9 protein-coding genes are annotated in these 15,089 nt (G+C 71.2%); all 9 read left to right on the top strand.

Annotated elements, in window-relative coordinates:
* The first annotated feature begins 668 nt into the window (after positions 1-668).
* Positions 669-1,901: a heparan-alpha-glucosaminide N-acetyltransferase domain-containing protein gene (locus tag PV734_RS34640; RefSeq protein WP_319095776.1), complete on the top strand. Its 1,233-nt coding sequence runs from the start codon at positions 669-671 to the stop codon at positions 1,899-1,901.
* A gap of 52 nt (positions 1,902-1,953) precedes the next feature.
* The gene (locus tag PV734_RS34635; protein WP_319293455.1) at positions 1,954-4,485 is read left to right on the top strand and encodes a Pls/PosA family non-ribosomal peptide synthetase; all 2,532 of its coding nucleotides are present in this window, start codon (positions 1,954-1,956) and stop codon (positions 4,483-4,485) included.
* On the top strand, positions 4,482-6,869 hold the full coding sequence (locus PV734_RS34630) for a non-ribosomal peptide synthetase (protein ID WP_319095777.1): 2,388 nt from the start codon (positions 4,482-4,484) through the stop codon (positions 6,867-6,869). The genes PV734_RS34635 and PV734_RS34630 overlap by 4 nt, the downstream gene beginning before the upstream one ends.
* A gap of 54 nt (positions 6,870-6,923) precedes the next feature.
* The gene (locus PV734_RS34625; protein WP_319293446.1) at positions 6,924-7,982 is read left to right on the top strand and encodes a TauD/TfdA family dioxygenase; all 1,059 of its coding nucleotides are present in this window, start codon (positions 6,924-6,926) and stop codon (positions 7,980-7,982) included.
* Positions 7,979-9,028 carry a 2,3-diaminopropionate biosynthesis protein SbnB gene (gene sbnB / locus PV734_RS34620; RefSeq protein WP_319293445.1) on the top strand — a complete coding sequence of 350 codons (1,050 nt, stop codon included), beginning with the start codon at positions 7,979-7,981 and terminating at the stop codon, positions 9,026-9,028. The genes PV734_RS34625 and sbnB overlap by 4 nt, the downstream gene beginning before the upstream one ends.
* Before the next feature lie 94 nt (positions 9,029-9,122).
* Positions 9,123-10,118 carry a 2,3-diaminopropionate biosynthesis protein SbnA gene (gene sbnA, locus PV734_RS34615; protein WP_319095780.1) on the top strand — a complete coding sequence of 332 codons (996 nt, stop codon included), beginning with the start codon at positions 9,123-9,125 and terminating at the stop codon, positions 10,116-10,118.
* 76 nt (positions 10,119-10,194) lie between these two features.
* A complete protein-coding gene (locus tag PV734_RS34610; RefSeq protein ID WP_319293444.1) occupies positions 10,195-11,829 on the top strand; it encodes an acyl-CoA dehydrogenase family protein in 1,635 nt (544 codons plus the stop codon).
* Between the two features lie 335 nt (positions 11,830-12,164).
* Positions 12,165-13,481 (top strand): GAF domain-containing protein, encoded by a 1,317-nt coding sequence (locus tag PV734_RS34605; protein WP_319095782.1) that lies wholly within the window; start codon positions 12,165-12,167, stop codon positions 13,479-13,481.
* Positions 13,482-13,672: 191 nt separating this feature from the next.
* A complete protein-coding gene (locus tag PV734_RS34600) occupies positions 13,673-15,070 on the top strand; it encodes a hypothetical protein (protein WP_319293443.1) in 1,398 nt (465 codons plus the stop codon).
* Positions 15,071-15,089: the final 19 nt, after the last annotated feature.

Here is a 15,089-nt window from a genome sequence, read left to right as displayed (position 1 = left end):
GCAGCGCCCGTGGGCCGCTCCCCTCCCTCCGTTCCCGTGACGCGGCAGAAAACGAAGAGAAACCCAGCGGAAACCGGCCGGAACGATACGGCAGATAAATCGAATACTATTTCTGTCATGCCCTCGGCGGCCATTTTCCGGCGCTCGTAAACGGAATACCGCCCGGCAATTACACCTGCCTTGCGGAAAGCTTCCTGGTGAGGCGGGCGAACACTCAGTCGGCATCTGTACGAAAAGTCGTGACTCTGTAACAGGAAAGCGACATTACGTCGAGCGACCTTGACCCCTTCATAACCGGGTCGAAACAATTCGGATTGCATTCGCCGGGGCCACACCCGCCCAGCCGCAATCCACGTGATCCGCAGGAAAACCCGCACGCCGACGTGCGGATCCACGACTTGCCGCCCGCCGCACCCATCGACAGTCCCAGCTCGTAGCCATTCGACCCGCACGCCATTCCCCATATCGCGTCAGCTGTCACTCCCGTTCACAGCAGCACCACGGACGAACGGCGGACGCGAAATCCATCGCGCCAATTTACGGAGCGACCCATGCCTTTACCAAGGTTTGCCTCGCGATCCCGGCCCTCCAGGTCGAACCACTTTTCCACCGGAGATCCGGTCGTTGTCCAGCGGGAAAAAGCGGCAGCCGCACCACGCATCGCCGGAGTGGACGTGGCTCGCGGCCTCGCCCTGCTCGGTATGTTCTCCGTGCACGTCTTCGGTGCGTTCGAGCCTGACGATTCACCGACGGTGGCCTGGCAGTTGGCGGGCGGCCGGTCCTCGGCGACCTTCGCACTGGTGGCCGGGGTCGGCCTGGCCTTCACCACCGGCGGCAGTGCGCCCCGGGTCGGCCGCGGCTCACTCGCCGCCGTCACCGCCCGGGCGCTGACCGTCGGTCTGATCGGGCTGCTGCTGGGCTACGCCGCCAACGCGGGCGGCCTCGGCGTCGACGTCGTCCTCGTCTTCTACGCCCTGCTGTTCCTGCTCGCCCTGCCCCTGCTGACCCTGCGGGCAAGGACGTTGGGCTGCGTGGCCCTCGCCCTGGGCGTGGTCGCGCCGTTCCTCGTCCACGTGCTGCGGGCCGTGCTGCCCGAACCCGCCTTCGACGGTGATCCCACGCTCCAGGACGTGGTCACCGACCCGGCGGGCCTCCTCGGCGACCTCCTCGTCCACGGCCCCTATCCGGTCCTGGCCTGGACGGCGTACCTCTGCGCCGGCCTCGCCATCGGGCGCCTCGACCTCTACGACCGACGCACCGCGACCCGCCTGCTGGCCGCCGGGGCGGCGCTCGCCGCCGCTTCCTGGCTGGCCTGCTCCTGGTGGCTCTACCGCTGGGGCGGCCTGGAACGGCTGCGGCGGACCGAGTTCCCGGACGCGACCGGGCCGCACGCCCGCGACCAGGTTCTGTGGGACACCCCGGACGGCGAGACCTGGTGGTCGATGATCTCCCGCGCCCCGCACTCCACCTCGCCGTTCGACCTGCTGCACACCCTCGGCGCGGCCACGGCCGTGCTCGCGGTGGCCCTGCTGCTGACCCGGGTCTCCTGGGTGCGGCGCGCGCTGCTCCCGCTGGCGGCTGCCGGAAGCATGCCGCTGACCCTCTACAGCGCCCACGTCCTGTTCCTCGCCACCGGAACGCTGAACGGCTCTCCCGGGATCCAGTACGCCGTGCTGGTCGCGGGCTCGCTGCTCTTCGCGGTCGCGTGGCGGCTCACCAGGGGCCGGGGGCCTCTGGAGGTCCTGGTCGCGAGGGCGGCCCGGAAGGCCCGGGCGTGGGAACGCGACAGGCGGGCCCCGGGAGGCCCGCCCGATCCGCCGGTCCACCGATCGGAACCCGCTCGACCATCTCGACCAGCCGCACCAGCCGCACGAGGCGGAAGTCAGGACCAGCACCGCTAGGGAGCTCATTGTGGGGGGAATAGTGAGGGGAAATCCGATCGAGTCGGCGCAGCTGCCGCCGACCGATCCGACCAGGCGGACGTCCGGCGCCGGGGGCGGCACCGAGCGGATCCTCGCCGAGGTGCTCGCGGGTGTCGTGAAGAGCGACCATGTCCCGCTGGACAGCCACTTCTTCGAAGATCTCGGCGCCAACTCGCTGGTCATGGCGCACTTCTGCGCCCGGGTCAGGAAGCGCGACGATCTGCCGCCGGTGTCGATGAAGGACGTGTACGGCCATCCGACGATCCGGAGTCTGGCGGCGGCGCTCACCGACGCCCCTGCCGAGGCGCCCGTCGCGCCGCCGGCCGAGGCCCCGGTGCCCGGCAGTACCTCGCGCTATGTGCTGTGCGGGGCCGCGCAGTTGCTGATCTTCGCCGCGTACTGCTTCCTCGCCGGGCTCGTCACGGTCGAGGGCTACCGGTGGATCGGCGCCGGTTCGGGGGCCGCCCACGTCTATCTGCGGTCGGTGGTGTTCGGCGGCGCCGTGTTCACCGGGATGTGTGTGCTGCCGGTGGTCGCCAAGTGGGTACTGGTCGGCCGGTGGCGGGTGACCGAGTTCCCCGTCTGGGGACTCGCCTATCTGCGCTTCTGGACGGTCAGGGCACTGCTGAACGCCAACCCGATGCGCCTGTTCACCGGGAACCCGCTCTACGTGCTCTACCTGCGGGCACTCGGGGCGCGGATCGGCAAGGGCGTCACGATCCTCTCGCCGGCCCTCCCGGTCTGCACCGACCTGCTCACGGTCGGCGCGAACACGGTCATCCGCAAGGACTCCTACTTCCTCTGCTACCGGGTCGTCGCCGGACGCGTCCGGACCGGACGGGTCACGCTCGGCAGCGATGTCCACATCGGTGAGAAGACCGTCCTCGACATCGGCACGTCGATGGGTGACGGCTCCCGACTCGGCCACGCCTCCGCGCTGTTCGAGGGCCAGACGGTACCCGCGGGTCTACGTCGGCACGGCTCGCCCGCGCAGCCCACGGACGTGGACCACGTACGGATCCCCGAGGCCCCCTGCTCCACCCTCCGCCGGGCCGCCTACGGCCTCGCGAGTCTCCTCCAGCTTCTGCTGGTGTACGTGCCGTTGGCGGCCGGGGGCGGGTTCCTGCTGCTCGACCTGGCCCCCCGCCTCAAGGCCCTGGTCGACCCGGACCTGGCCGACATGAGCTCCGTCCGCTTCTACGCCGAAGCCGTGGGCCTGTCCCTGGCGCTGTTCGGCGGCGTGATGGTCGTCGGAGCCGTGACCGTGTCCCTGGTTCCCCGGCTGCTGAACCTGGTGATCAGGCCGGGTCAGGTCTATCCGCTGTACGGCCCGCACTACTCGGCGCAGCGGGCCGTGGCGCGTCTGACCAACCTCAGGTTCTTCAAGTGGCTGTGCGGCGACAGCTCGTACATCGTCCACTATCTGCGGGCCATCGGTTACGACCTCTCGCACGTCGAGCAGACCGGCTCCAACTTCGGTACGGAGGTGGGGCACGACAACCCGTACCTGGTCTCGGTGGGCCGCGGCACGATGGTCGCCGACGGGCTGTCCGTGCTCAACACCGACTACTCCGCCACGTCCTTCCGCGTCTCGCGCGCGTCGATCGGGGCGCACAGCTTCCTCGGCAACCACATCGCGTATCCCGCCGGGGGCCGCACCGGGGAGAACGTGCTCCTCGCGACCAAGGTGATGGTGCCGCTCGACGGCGAACTCCGGGAGAACGTCGGCCTGTTGGGCTCGCCACCGTTCGAGATCCCGCGGTCGGTGGAGCGCGACAGCAGCTTCGACCATCTGCGGGAGGGCGACGAGTTCCACCGCAGGCTCGCCGCGAAGAACCGCTACAACCTGCGCTCGATGGGCCTGTTCCTGTTCGTCCGCTGGCTGCACTCCCTCCTCCTGACGGTGCTCGGCTTCGCCGCCCTCGCCGTGCACGGCACACACGGCGTCGCGGCCGGCGCGCTGGTCGGCGCCTCCCTGGTCCTCGGGCTCGTGCTCACCGCCGGGTACTACGTGCTGGTCGAGCGGCTCATCACCCGGTTCCGGCGGCTGGTGCCGCGGTTGGTGTCCATCTACGACCCGCACTTCTGGTGGCAGGAACGGCTGTGGAAGGTGCCCGTCGACTTCCTGGTCGTGTTCAACGGGACGCCGTTCAAGAACCTGCTGTGGCGGCTGATGGGCGTCCGTGTCGGGCGCCGGGTCTTCGACGACGGCGCCATCATCACCGAGCGCACGCTCACCACGATCGGCGACGACTGCACGCTCGGCGCCCACAGCAAGATCCAGGCCCACTCGCAGGAGGACGGCACCTTCAAGTCCGACCACATCGTCCTCGGCTCGGGCGTCACGCTCGGCACCGGCGCGCTCGTCCACTACGGCGTGACGATGGGCGACGGCTCCCAACTCGCGCCGGACTCCTTCCTGATGAAGGGCGAGGACGTGCCGTGCCTGGCCCGCTGGGGCGGCAACCCGGCGGTGGCCCTGCGCGGCGACCAGATCGCACCCGGAACGGCCGACACGCACATCACACACATCGCACAGACAGCAACGGGGGCAGTCCTGTGAACACCATTCCACGCTGGATCTCCGACCGGACGCCGGGCGCGCCCGAGCAGGCGCGGTACGCGTCGTACGAAGTCCCGCTCGACACCGGCCTGTCGAGGTCGGCCTCGTTCGAGTCCGCGCTGCTCGCCGCGCACGCCAAGGTCCTGGCCCTGCTCTCCGGTGAGCGGGAGGTCACCACCGGGTACGTGGCGGTGAAGGGCGAACGGCCGGTGCCCCGCCGGATGGTGGTCGGCCCCGGCTCCTGGCGGGAGCTGCTGGCGCTGACGGACCTCGCCGACGAGCCGGCTGGGTCCAAGGGTCCCGACGAACCGGACGAGGCGTCGTACGAAACCGTGCTCGACCCGCACGGCGGGGAACCCGGCGAACCTGGCGAACCCGGTGAACCCGGAGCCAACGGCGTCGTGCTGCGTCTGAGCGTCGGTGAGCACACCCTGCGGCTGAGTCACCGCACCGACGTCCTCGACGCCGGCGCCGCCGCCCGCATAGCCGGCTACCACCTCGCCGCGCTCTCCCTGATGACCGCCGAACCGGACGCCGACCACGAGCGGCACAGTCTGCTGTCCGAAGACGAACTCACCTTCCAGCTCGACGGGTTGGCGGGCCCTGACCGCGAACTCCCGGACCGTCGGGTGCACGAGCTGTTCGAGGAGCGGGTGCGGAAGCACCCGGACGCGGTCGCGGCCGTGCGGGACGGGACGGAGTGGACCTACCGACAGCTCAACTCCCGCGCCAACCAGCTCGGTCGGGCACTACTGGCCCGGGGACTGACCCGCGAGGATGTCGTCGCCGTGGTCACCGAGCGCAACCTCGACTGGATGGCGGCCGTGCTCGGGGTACTCAAGGCGGGCGGTGTCTATCTGCCGGTGGAGCCGCACTTCCCGGCCGAGCGCATCGCCGCCACCCTCACCCGCGCCGAGTGCGCGTTCGTCGTCACCGAACACGGCAGCACCACGACGCTCGACGCCACGGGCACGGACGTCACGGACGTACCGAGGCTGTACGTCGACGAGATCGGGGCCGAGGGGCACGCGGACGACGACCTCGGAGTGGTGGTCGACGCGGACCAACTGGCCTACATCTACTTCACCTCCGGATCGACCGGTGAGCCCAAGGGCGCCATGTGCGAGCACGCGGGCTTCGTCAACCACGTCCTCGCCAAGCTGGAGGATCTCGGCGTCGGCGAGGGCCAGGTGGTCGCGCAGACCGCTCCCCAGTGCTTCGACATCTCCCTGTGGCAGCTGGTGTCCGCGCTGCTCGTCGGCGGCCGGACGCTGCTGGTCGGGCAGGACGTGATCCTCGACGTGCCCCGGTTCGTGGACACGATCGTGGACGGCGGCGTCAATGTCCTCCAGATCGTGCCGTCGTATCTGGAGGCCGTACTGGCCGAGTTGGAGCGGCGGCCCCGCCGGCTCCCGGAGCTGCACTGTGTGTCGGTCACCGGGGAGGCGGTGAAGCGGGAGCTGGTGCAGCGCTGGTTCGCCGCCCAGCCCGGCATCAGGGTCGCCAACGCCTATGGTCTGACGGAGACTTCGGACGACACCAACCACGAGGTGATGGACCGGGTCCCGGACGGGCCGCGCGTCCCGCTCGGCCGGCCCGTGCGCAACGTACGGGTGTACGTCGTCGACGAGCATCTCGCGCCCGTGCCGCTCGGGGCGCCCGGGGAGATCGTGTTCTCCGGGGTGTGTGTCGGGCGCGGGTACGTCAACGACCCCGAGCGCACGGCGGCGGCGTTCACCGTGGACCCGTACCGGCCCGGTGAGCGGCTCTACCGCAGCGGTGACCACGGGCGCTGGCTGCCCGACGGCAGGCTGGAGTTCCTCGGCCGCCGCGACACCCAGGTCAAGCTGCGGGGCTTCCGGATCGAGATCGGCGAGATCGAGAACGCGCTGCTTCGGGTCCCTGGGGTCCGGGACGGCGCCGTGGTGGTCGTGCGGGGGGCGCGGCTGGCGGCGTTCTGCACCGGCGGCGAACTCGTCTCCGTGCGGGAGCGGTTGGCCGAGTCGCTGCCCGCGTACATGGTCCCGGCGACCGTGCACTGGCGGGAGCGGCTGCCGCTCACCGCCAACGGCAAGACGGACCGCAGGACGCTCACCGCTCTCGCGGAGGAACTGGCCTCCGCCGAGGACGGTGCCGGGGACGGCGTGCGTGGGCCGGAGACCGCCGGTGAGCGGCGTCTGGCCACCGCCTGGGCCGAGGTGCTCGGCGTGCCGGCCGACCGGGTCGGCCGGCTGGACCACTTCTTCGACCGCGGCGGCACCTCGCTGTCGGCCGTCCGGCTCGCGATCGCCCTGAACCGGGCGATCACCCTCAAGGACGTCGTCCGCCATCCGGTCCTCGCGGACCTGGCCGAGCTGCTCGACACGTCGGCCGCGACCGCCTGACGACGGACGCCCCGCCAAACGCCACACCGCCACGTCGAAAGGAACGACGACACCATGACACTCTCGTCCGCCTCACCGGCACCGACTTCCGTGCCGGGAGCGGCACTTGTCGGCCTCGAACTGCTTCCCGGCCGGCCCCCTGTCCTGCGCACCCCGCCCGTCACCGACGCGGCCCAGTGGGCGGGCGCCCACCGCGGCGCGCTGCGCGCGGCAGTCGCCGAGCACGGCTCGCTGCTGGTGCGCGGCCTCGGCCTGCACGAGCCCGCCGCGACCGGCGCCGTGCTGCGGCGGCTGGCCGACGGCCTGATGAGCGACCAGGAGGCCTTCGCGCCCCGGCGGCGGTACGCCGACGGCGTGTACTCGTCGTCCAAGTGGCCGCCGAACCAGCCGATGTGCATGCACCACGAGCTGAGTTACGCGCTGGAGTTCCCCGGTCTGCTGATGTTCGCCTGTCTCGAAGCGCCCGCCGAGGGCGGCGCGACCGGGGTGGCCGACTCCGCGGCCGTCCTCGACGCACTGCCCGCCGAACTCGTCCAACGCTTCGAACGGGAGGGCTGGTTGCTCACCCGGACGTTCAACGACGAGATAGGGGCGACGGTCGCCGAGGCCTTCGGCACCTCCGACCGGGCCTCGGTCGAACGCTACTGCCGGGCCCACGCCATCGAGTTCAGCTGGGAACCGGACGGCTCCCTGCGCACCCGTCAGCGTCGCGGCGCCGTGCTGCGGCACCCGGTCACCGGCCGTCGCTGCTGGTTCAACCAGATCGCGTTCCTCAACGAGTGGACGATGGACCCGGAGGTCCACGAGTACCTGGTCGACGTGTACGGCTCCGACGGCCTCCCCTTCAACACCCGCTACGGCAACGGCGATCCGATCGGCCTGGACATCGTCCAGACCCTCAACGAGGCGTACGAGGCGCACACCGTTCGCGAACCGTGGCGCGGCGGAGATCTGCTGCTCGTCGACAACATCCGTACGGCACACAGCCGCGAGCCCTTCGAAGGGCCGCGCGAGGTCCTCGCCGCCCTGGCCGACCCGGTCCGCCGCACCGACTCCGCCGACCCGACCGACACCACCGGTTCCGCCGGTTCCTTCGAAGGGACAGCCTCATGACCACGAATCCTGTCACCGCCCCTGTCACGGTCCCGCCGTTCTCCGTCATCTCCGGCGAGCAGGTCCAACAGGCCCTCCAGGGAAGGGAGTCGGACGTCGTCGACCTGGTCGAGGCGGTGTACCGGCTGCACGGGGCCGGAGACTCGGTGAACCCGCCCTCGTACTTCCTGCGGTTCCCGGACCGTCCGTCGTCGCGGATCATCGCGCTGCCCGCGTCGATCGGCGGGGACGTACGGGTGGACGGGCTGAAATGGGTCTCCAGTTTCCCGGAGAACGTGGCGGCCGGGATCCCCCGGGCGTCGGCCGTACTGATCCTGAACGACCACGGCACTGGCTATCCGTTCGCCTGCCTGGAGAGTTCCATCATCAGCGCGTCCCGTACGGCGGCCTCGGCAGCGCTGGCCGCCGACCGGCTGAGCCGGGGGCGCGCCCGGCCGACCCGGGTGGGATTCGTCGGGACCGGGCTCATCGCCCGCTACATCCACACCTATCTGGCCGCCACCGGCTGGGAGTTCGACGAGACGGGCGTGTACGACCTGTCCGCCGACAGCGCGGCCGGCTTCCGGGGCTATCTGGAGCGGTCGGACGGCGGCGGCAAGGTCACCGTGTACGACAGCGCCGAACAACTGGTCAGGTCCAGCGACTTGCTGGTGTTCGCCACGGTCGCCGCGAAGCCGCACATCCACGACGTGTCGTGGTTCGACCACCACCCGCTCGTCCTGCACGTCTCGTTGCGCGACCTCGCGCCCGAGGTCCTGCTCGCGTCGGCGAACTACGTCGACGACGTCGAGCACTGCCTGAAGGCGGAGACCTCGCCGCACTTGGCCGAACAGCTCACCGGCGGGAGGGAGTTCATCGACGGCACGCTGGACGACGTCCTCACCGGGCGGACAAGGGTCCCGGTGGACCGGCCGGTGGTGTTCTCGCCCTTCGGCCTCGGAGTACTCGACCTCGCCGTCGGCAGGTTCGTCCACGACGAGGTGGCCCGCCGGGGCGAACTGCGTGTCGTCGACGGCTTCTTCCACGAACTGCGGCGGCACGGCTGACCTCTTCAGGGGGTCGGACGCAGCGTCCGTCACCGGATGCCGTGCCACGGATCAGGCGTGCCGAGGAGAGGCGCGCCGCACACAGGGGGACAACATGCCAGTCATTTCCCAGCCGTCGGACTTCAACGAGGATGAGCTCTACGTCGACCTCCGGGCCACCGTGGGACTCCCCCTCTTCCTGAAGTGCGAGGGTTTCAACTTCGCCGGGTCGATCAAGATGAAGGCCGCCTACGAGATGGTGACGGCCGCCGAGCGGGACGGCAGGCTGCGGCCGGGATCCGTTCTCGTGGAGTCCTCGTCGGGCAACCTGGGCGTGGCGCTCAGTGTGCTCGCGGCGAGCCGGGGCTACCGGTTCCTGTGCGTGACGGACTCGCGCTGCAACGCGCAGGCGATCCGTCTGATGGAGGCACTGGGCAGCCGGGTGCACGTGATCGACCAGCCCGACCTGCGTGGCGGCTTCCTGGGCGCCCGGATCGGGTACGTCCGCGCGCTGTGCGCCTCCGACGAGCGGTATGTCTGGCTCAACCAGTACACCAACCAAGGGAATTGGCGGGCTCACTACCGTACGACGGCACCGGCGATCGCCCGCCGGTTCCCGGGCCTGGACGTCCTGTTCGTCGGCGCCGGCACCACCGGCACGCTGATGGGCTGCGCGCGCTGGTTCTGGCAGTGGAACCGGCGGGTGCGGATCGTCGCCGTGGACGCGGCCGGCTCGGTCACCTTCGGGGGGCCGCCGGGACCCCGGATGATCCCGGGGCTGGGCACGAGCGTACGGCCGCAGCTGCTCGACGAGTCGTACGTCGACGAGGTGATCCGCGTGGAGGAGGCGGACGCTGTGGGTGTCTGCCGCCGGCTGGCCTCCCGGGGCTTCCTGTTCGGCGGGTCCACGGGCACGGTGATCAGCGGGGCGACGCAGTGGCTGGCCCGGCACGACGGCCGCGACCTCACGGCGGTGGCGATCGCCCCGGACCTCGGGGAACGCTACCTCGACACCGTGTACCACCCCGGGTGGCTGGAGGCCCACCAGGGCGAGCAGGGGATGACCCCGCTGGCCGCCGACGAACTGGCGGTCCTCTCCCGGCCGGCCTGACGGGCGCACCTGGCCCGGGGTGCTGTGCCGCGCGGGAATCATGTGAACACGCCGTACCGGGAGGTACGTTCTTCGCATGGCAGCCAGCACCCACACCGTGACCAACCAGGTGCCGCCCCTGGTCGGATATGACGTCTTCGCCGCCGACAGGGCCCTGGTGGCGGCCGTCGAGCGGCACCTGGATCCAGGGCTTCTGGACGAGGCCCGGGAGGACCTCTCCGGGCTCGGGAGGTCCACCGGGTCGGCGCAGGTGCAGGAATGGGGGGCGCTCGCCAACGAGAACCCCCCGAAACTGCGGACGCACGACCGGTACGGCAACCGGATCGACGAGGTGGAGTTCCATCCGGCCTGGCACCGGCTGCTGGGCAAGGGTGTCTCGGCGGGGCTGACGGCGGCCTGGACGCGACCGGGCGGTCATGTGCGGCGGGCCGCCGGGTTCGTGGTCTGGTCGCAGGCCGAGGCCGGCCACGGCTGCCCGTTGTCGATGACCCACGCGGCGGTGCCCGCGCTGCGCACCGACCCGGCGCTCGCCGCCGAGTGGGAGCCCCGGCTGACGTCCACGGTCTACGAGGAGGGGCTCGGCCCGGCGGACCGGAAGGCCGGCGTGCTCTTCGGGATGGGCATGACGGAGAAGCAGGGCGGCAGCGACGTACGGGCCAACACGACCGTCGCGAGGCCCCTCGCCGAGGACGGGACGTACGAGCTGACGGGCCACAAGTGGTTCTGCTCGGCGCCCATGTCGGACGGTTTCCTGGTGCTGGCGCAGGCCCCCGGCGGGGTGACCTGCTTTCTGCTGCCGCGCGTCCTGCCCGACGGCACGCGCAACGAGTTCCGCATCCAGCGGCTCAAGGACAAGCTGGGCAACCGGTCCAACGCGTCCGCCGAGGTCGAGTTCGACGGGACGTGGGTGCGCCGGGTCGGGGACGAGGGGCGCGGGGTGCGCACCATCATCGAGATGGTCGCGATGACCCGGCTCGACTGTGTGCTCGGCGCCGCCGCGCTGATGCGGCAGGCGGTGGCCCAGGCCGTGCACCACTGCACATACCGCGAGGCGTTCGGCGGGAAGCTGGTCGACAAGCCGCTGATGCGCAACGTACTGGCCGATCTGGCCCTGGAGTCGGAGGCGGCGACGACGCTCGCGCTGCGCCTGGCCGCCGCCTACGACGACGGCGGTGAGCAGGAACGGGCATTCCTGCGGCTCGCGTTGCCGGCCGCCAAGTACTGGGTGACCAAACGTTGCACCCCGCTGGTGGTGGAGGCGTCGGAGTGTCTGGGCGGCAACGGCTACGTCGAGGAGTCGGGCATGCCGCGGCTGCTGCGCGAGTCGCCGCTCAACTCGATCTGGGAGGGCGCCGGGAACGTACAGGCGTTGGATGTGCTGCGGGCGATCCAGCGGGAGCCCGCCGCCCTCAACGCGTTCCTCCAGGAGGTCGGGAAGGCGCGCGGGGCGGACCACCGGCTGGACGGCGCCATCAAGGACCTGTTGACCGAACTCGCCGACCTGGACGGCATCGAGGGCCGGGCACGGCGGCTGGTCGAGCGGATCGCGCTGGTGCTGCAGGGCTCACTGCTGGTCCGGTTCGCGCCACCCGAGACCGCCGACGCGTTCTGCGCCTCGCGCCTGGGCAACGACTGGGGCAACGCCTTCGGCACCCTCCCCCACACCCTGGCCCTGACGGCGGTGGTGGACCGAGCCCGGCCGGTGACCTGAATACGCGGCCTGTCGGAGCGCGACAGCACTCGACAGGGGCGCGGGGAACTGCGCGACCAGCCCCCACGGGCCGGCAGCCAAAATCCCGCCCAACCCGCGGAGCGCACCGCGGGAGTGGTGCTGCGCCGACACGGCACCACTCCCGCTCACTTGCCCCGCATCGCTCGGGAGCACGGACGCCGCGCACGGCGTCGCCCAAGTTTCAGCCACCGCAGGGCGGTTCACCAGGGTTGCGAGAGGTTGCAACTTGTTGGCGGGTGTGTGCGGAGTGTGGTCTTCCGCGCCCTGGGGGCGGCACCATGAGACATCCAGTCAATACGGGCCGGGAGGACACAGTGGCGAACCCGCCGATGGACGTCGCGCGGCTGGCCGTCCGTGACACGGCGCAGGCGGCGCGGCTGCTCAGCGACGTACGCGCGGCCCGCCTCACCGGGCAACGACCGCGGCTGGCGCCGCGCCCGGTGATCGACCAGTCCTGGGACCGCATGCTGCGCAGTGGCGTCGACCCCGACCACGGCGTCCGGGCGGGGCTGCTGACCAGCGACGAACTGGAGCGGCGGCGCGCGGCGTCCCGGCTGCGGCATGTCCTGCCGGTGCTGCGGCAGGGGCTGTTGTCGGTCGCGGACGCCACCCAGCACATCGTGGTCGTCGCGGACGCGGACGGCAGGGTGCTGTGGCGCGAGGGCAGTACGGCGGTGCTGCGCAGGGCCGACTCGTACGGGTTCGAGCCCGGCGCCGACTGGGCGGAGGACGTCGTCGGGACCAACGGTGTGGGCACCCCGATGGTCGCCCGGCGTCCCGTACAGGTCTTCGCCTCCGAGCACTTCGTACGGTCGCTCGCCACCTGGACGTGCACGGGCGCTCCGATCACCGACCCGCGCGACGGCAGGCTGCTCGGCGTGGTCGATGTCAGCGGGCCGCTGGAGACCATGCATCCGGCGACGCTCGCCTGGGTCGACTCGGTGGCCAAGCTCGCCGAGGCGCGGCTGCGGGAACGGCACCACCAGTCGCTGGAGCGGCTGCGGTCGGCGGCGGCGCCGGTGCTGGCGCGGCTCGGCGGGCGGGCCCTGGCGGTGGACCGGGACGGCTGGACGGCGGCCGTCACCGGTATGCCGTACACGAACCGCGTCGCCCTGCCCAAGTCGTTGTCCCCGGGCCGCCGTTGGCTGCCGGCGCTGGGGCTGTGCGCGGTGGAGCCGCTGGCCGGCGGCTGGCTGATCCGCGCCGCCGAGCCCGAGGCGCGCGGCGCCTCACGGATCGTCCTGGACCTGGGGCGGGCGCGGCGCTCGTCGGTGGCGTTGTCGGGCCCGGCGGGTTCCTGGACCCACGAACTGAGTCCTCGGCATGCCGAGTTGCTGTACCTCCTGGCCCTGCACCCGGCGGGCCGCAGCGCCGCGGGGCTGGCCGACGACGTGTTCGGGGACCCGGCCCGCACCGTGACCGTTCGCGCGGAGATGTCGCGGATACGGCGGTATCTCGGGGCGTTTCTGGAGCACCGTCCGTACCGCTTCAGCGAGGACACGGAAGTGGACGTCCTCCTCCCGGACGATCCGCGCGATCTGCTGCCCCACTCGACGGCGCCGGCGGTGGCACGGGGGCGGGCGGCGGAGAAGGCCGCCGGGGTTCGGACGGCGCCGGACAACGCACCGTGACCCGGTCGTTACACCGGGGTGAACAAACACGCCCGAACGGCCCCCGAACGCAACACAAGCGCATGGATTCCGGCGTATTCGACCAGGCCCGGCGCCCCCTGACGTACCATCCTTCCCACGGCCCCCCACACTGCGTCCCCGGTTTCAACGTACGGACCGCGAGCCGCAGTTGGCCTGCCTCGGGAGGATGAATGAAACATCGCGGCAGACACCGCAGGCAGAGAAGGGGCAGAGCGCTGCGCGGCGTCCTCGCCGGAACCGCCCTCGCCCTGACCGCCGCGGCCACCATCGTCAGCGCCTCCCAGGCCGTGAGCAGCGACAACCCGGGGCCCCTGAAGTCCGTGACGTCCGCCGCGGAGCTGAAGGACTTCCAGCTCAAGGAGCACCTGGCGTCGAAGAGTTCGCTCGACCGGCTGGCCACCTCCATGGGCGGCACGGTGGGCGTGAGCAGTGTCCTTGAGCACACCAACCGCACGATGCGCGCCGCCGGCGAGTGCGCCCCGACCGAGACCGGGGCACTGCCCGTCGCCCCGACCGCCACCCGGGCGTACTGCTGGGACGAGGCCGACTCCGCCAGCAGGCGCTGGCTGCCGCAGTCCGTGACCACCTCCGGTGACGCGGACGAGGACGGCCGCTGGGGCGCCAACCGTGTGATCCTCTCCGGCTGGACGCACAACGACGCCGAACCGGACGAGCCCGAGGTCTCCCAGGGTCTCGCGCGGGTCGCCGTCATCGACGCGAACGACCTGAGCGACATGACGTACCGCTGGGTGCTCCTGGTCGTGCCGACGGAGGACGGCTCGGACTACCGCAAGCTGGAGTCCTCGATCTCCGGCATGGTCTGGTACCAGGACAAACTGCTGGTCACCGCCTCCGCCAAGGACACCGACCGCAAGTCCCTGTACGTCTACGACATGAACCGCATCCAGCGCGCCTCGGTCGACAGTCCGGCGGTCGGCCGGGTACCCGGCGGCTGGTCGGCCCACGGCTACGGATATGTCATGCCCGCCGTCGCCTCGTACAGCCTGACCGGTGGCACGTGCGACCCGGCGGCCGACGACCGCGTCCCCTGTTTCGGCTCGCTCTCCCTGGACCGCAGCTCCACGCCCGACAGTCTGGTCGCCAGCGAGTGGTTCCCGGCGGACGCAGATCAGCGCAGTCGCCTCTGGCGCTACTCGTTCAGCCGCGCGGGCGACCGTTCCGGCCTACTCGCCGCGAACGCCTTCGGCCGGGTGAACGCGGTCGAGGCCTACTCGACGAAGGCCACCGGCATCCAGGGCGTCCTGTCGTACCGGTCGGCGGGCGAGGAGACGGCGGACTGGTACGTCGGTCGCGCCCCCGGCGCCAAGGACCGGCACGGCACCCTGTGGCGACTGGACTCCGACGGCGCGAAGGCCGCCCGCTGCGGCGCCGACGACGGCTCCCGCCGCTGCTGGGGCGAGCACGCCGAGTCCCTCTCCTACTGGGAGGGCACCGGCGAGGTCTGGTCCCTGACGGAACGAGCGGCGGAAACCCGCTCCGGCACACCCGTCCCGGAACGCGTCCTGTACGCCGTACCGCTGTCCCAGATCGCCGACTCGCTGAGATAACGACCCCACGGCCGGAGCC

Origin of the sequence: Streptomyces sp. AK08-02, from assembly GCF_033795085.1 — a bacterium.
In the GTDB taxonomy this organism is placed as follows: domain Bacteria; phylum Actinomycetota; class Actinomycetes; order Streptomycetales; family Streptomycetaceae; genus Streptomyces; species Streptomyces echiniscabiei.
The sequence above is the reverse complement of the archived record's forward strand: the minus strand, read 5'-3'. Positions and strand labels throughout refer to the sequence as shown.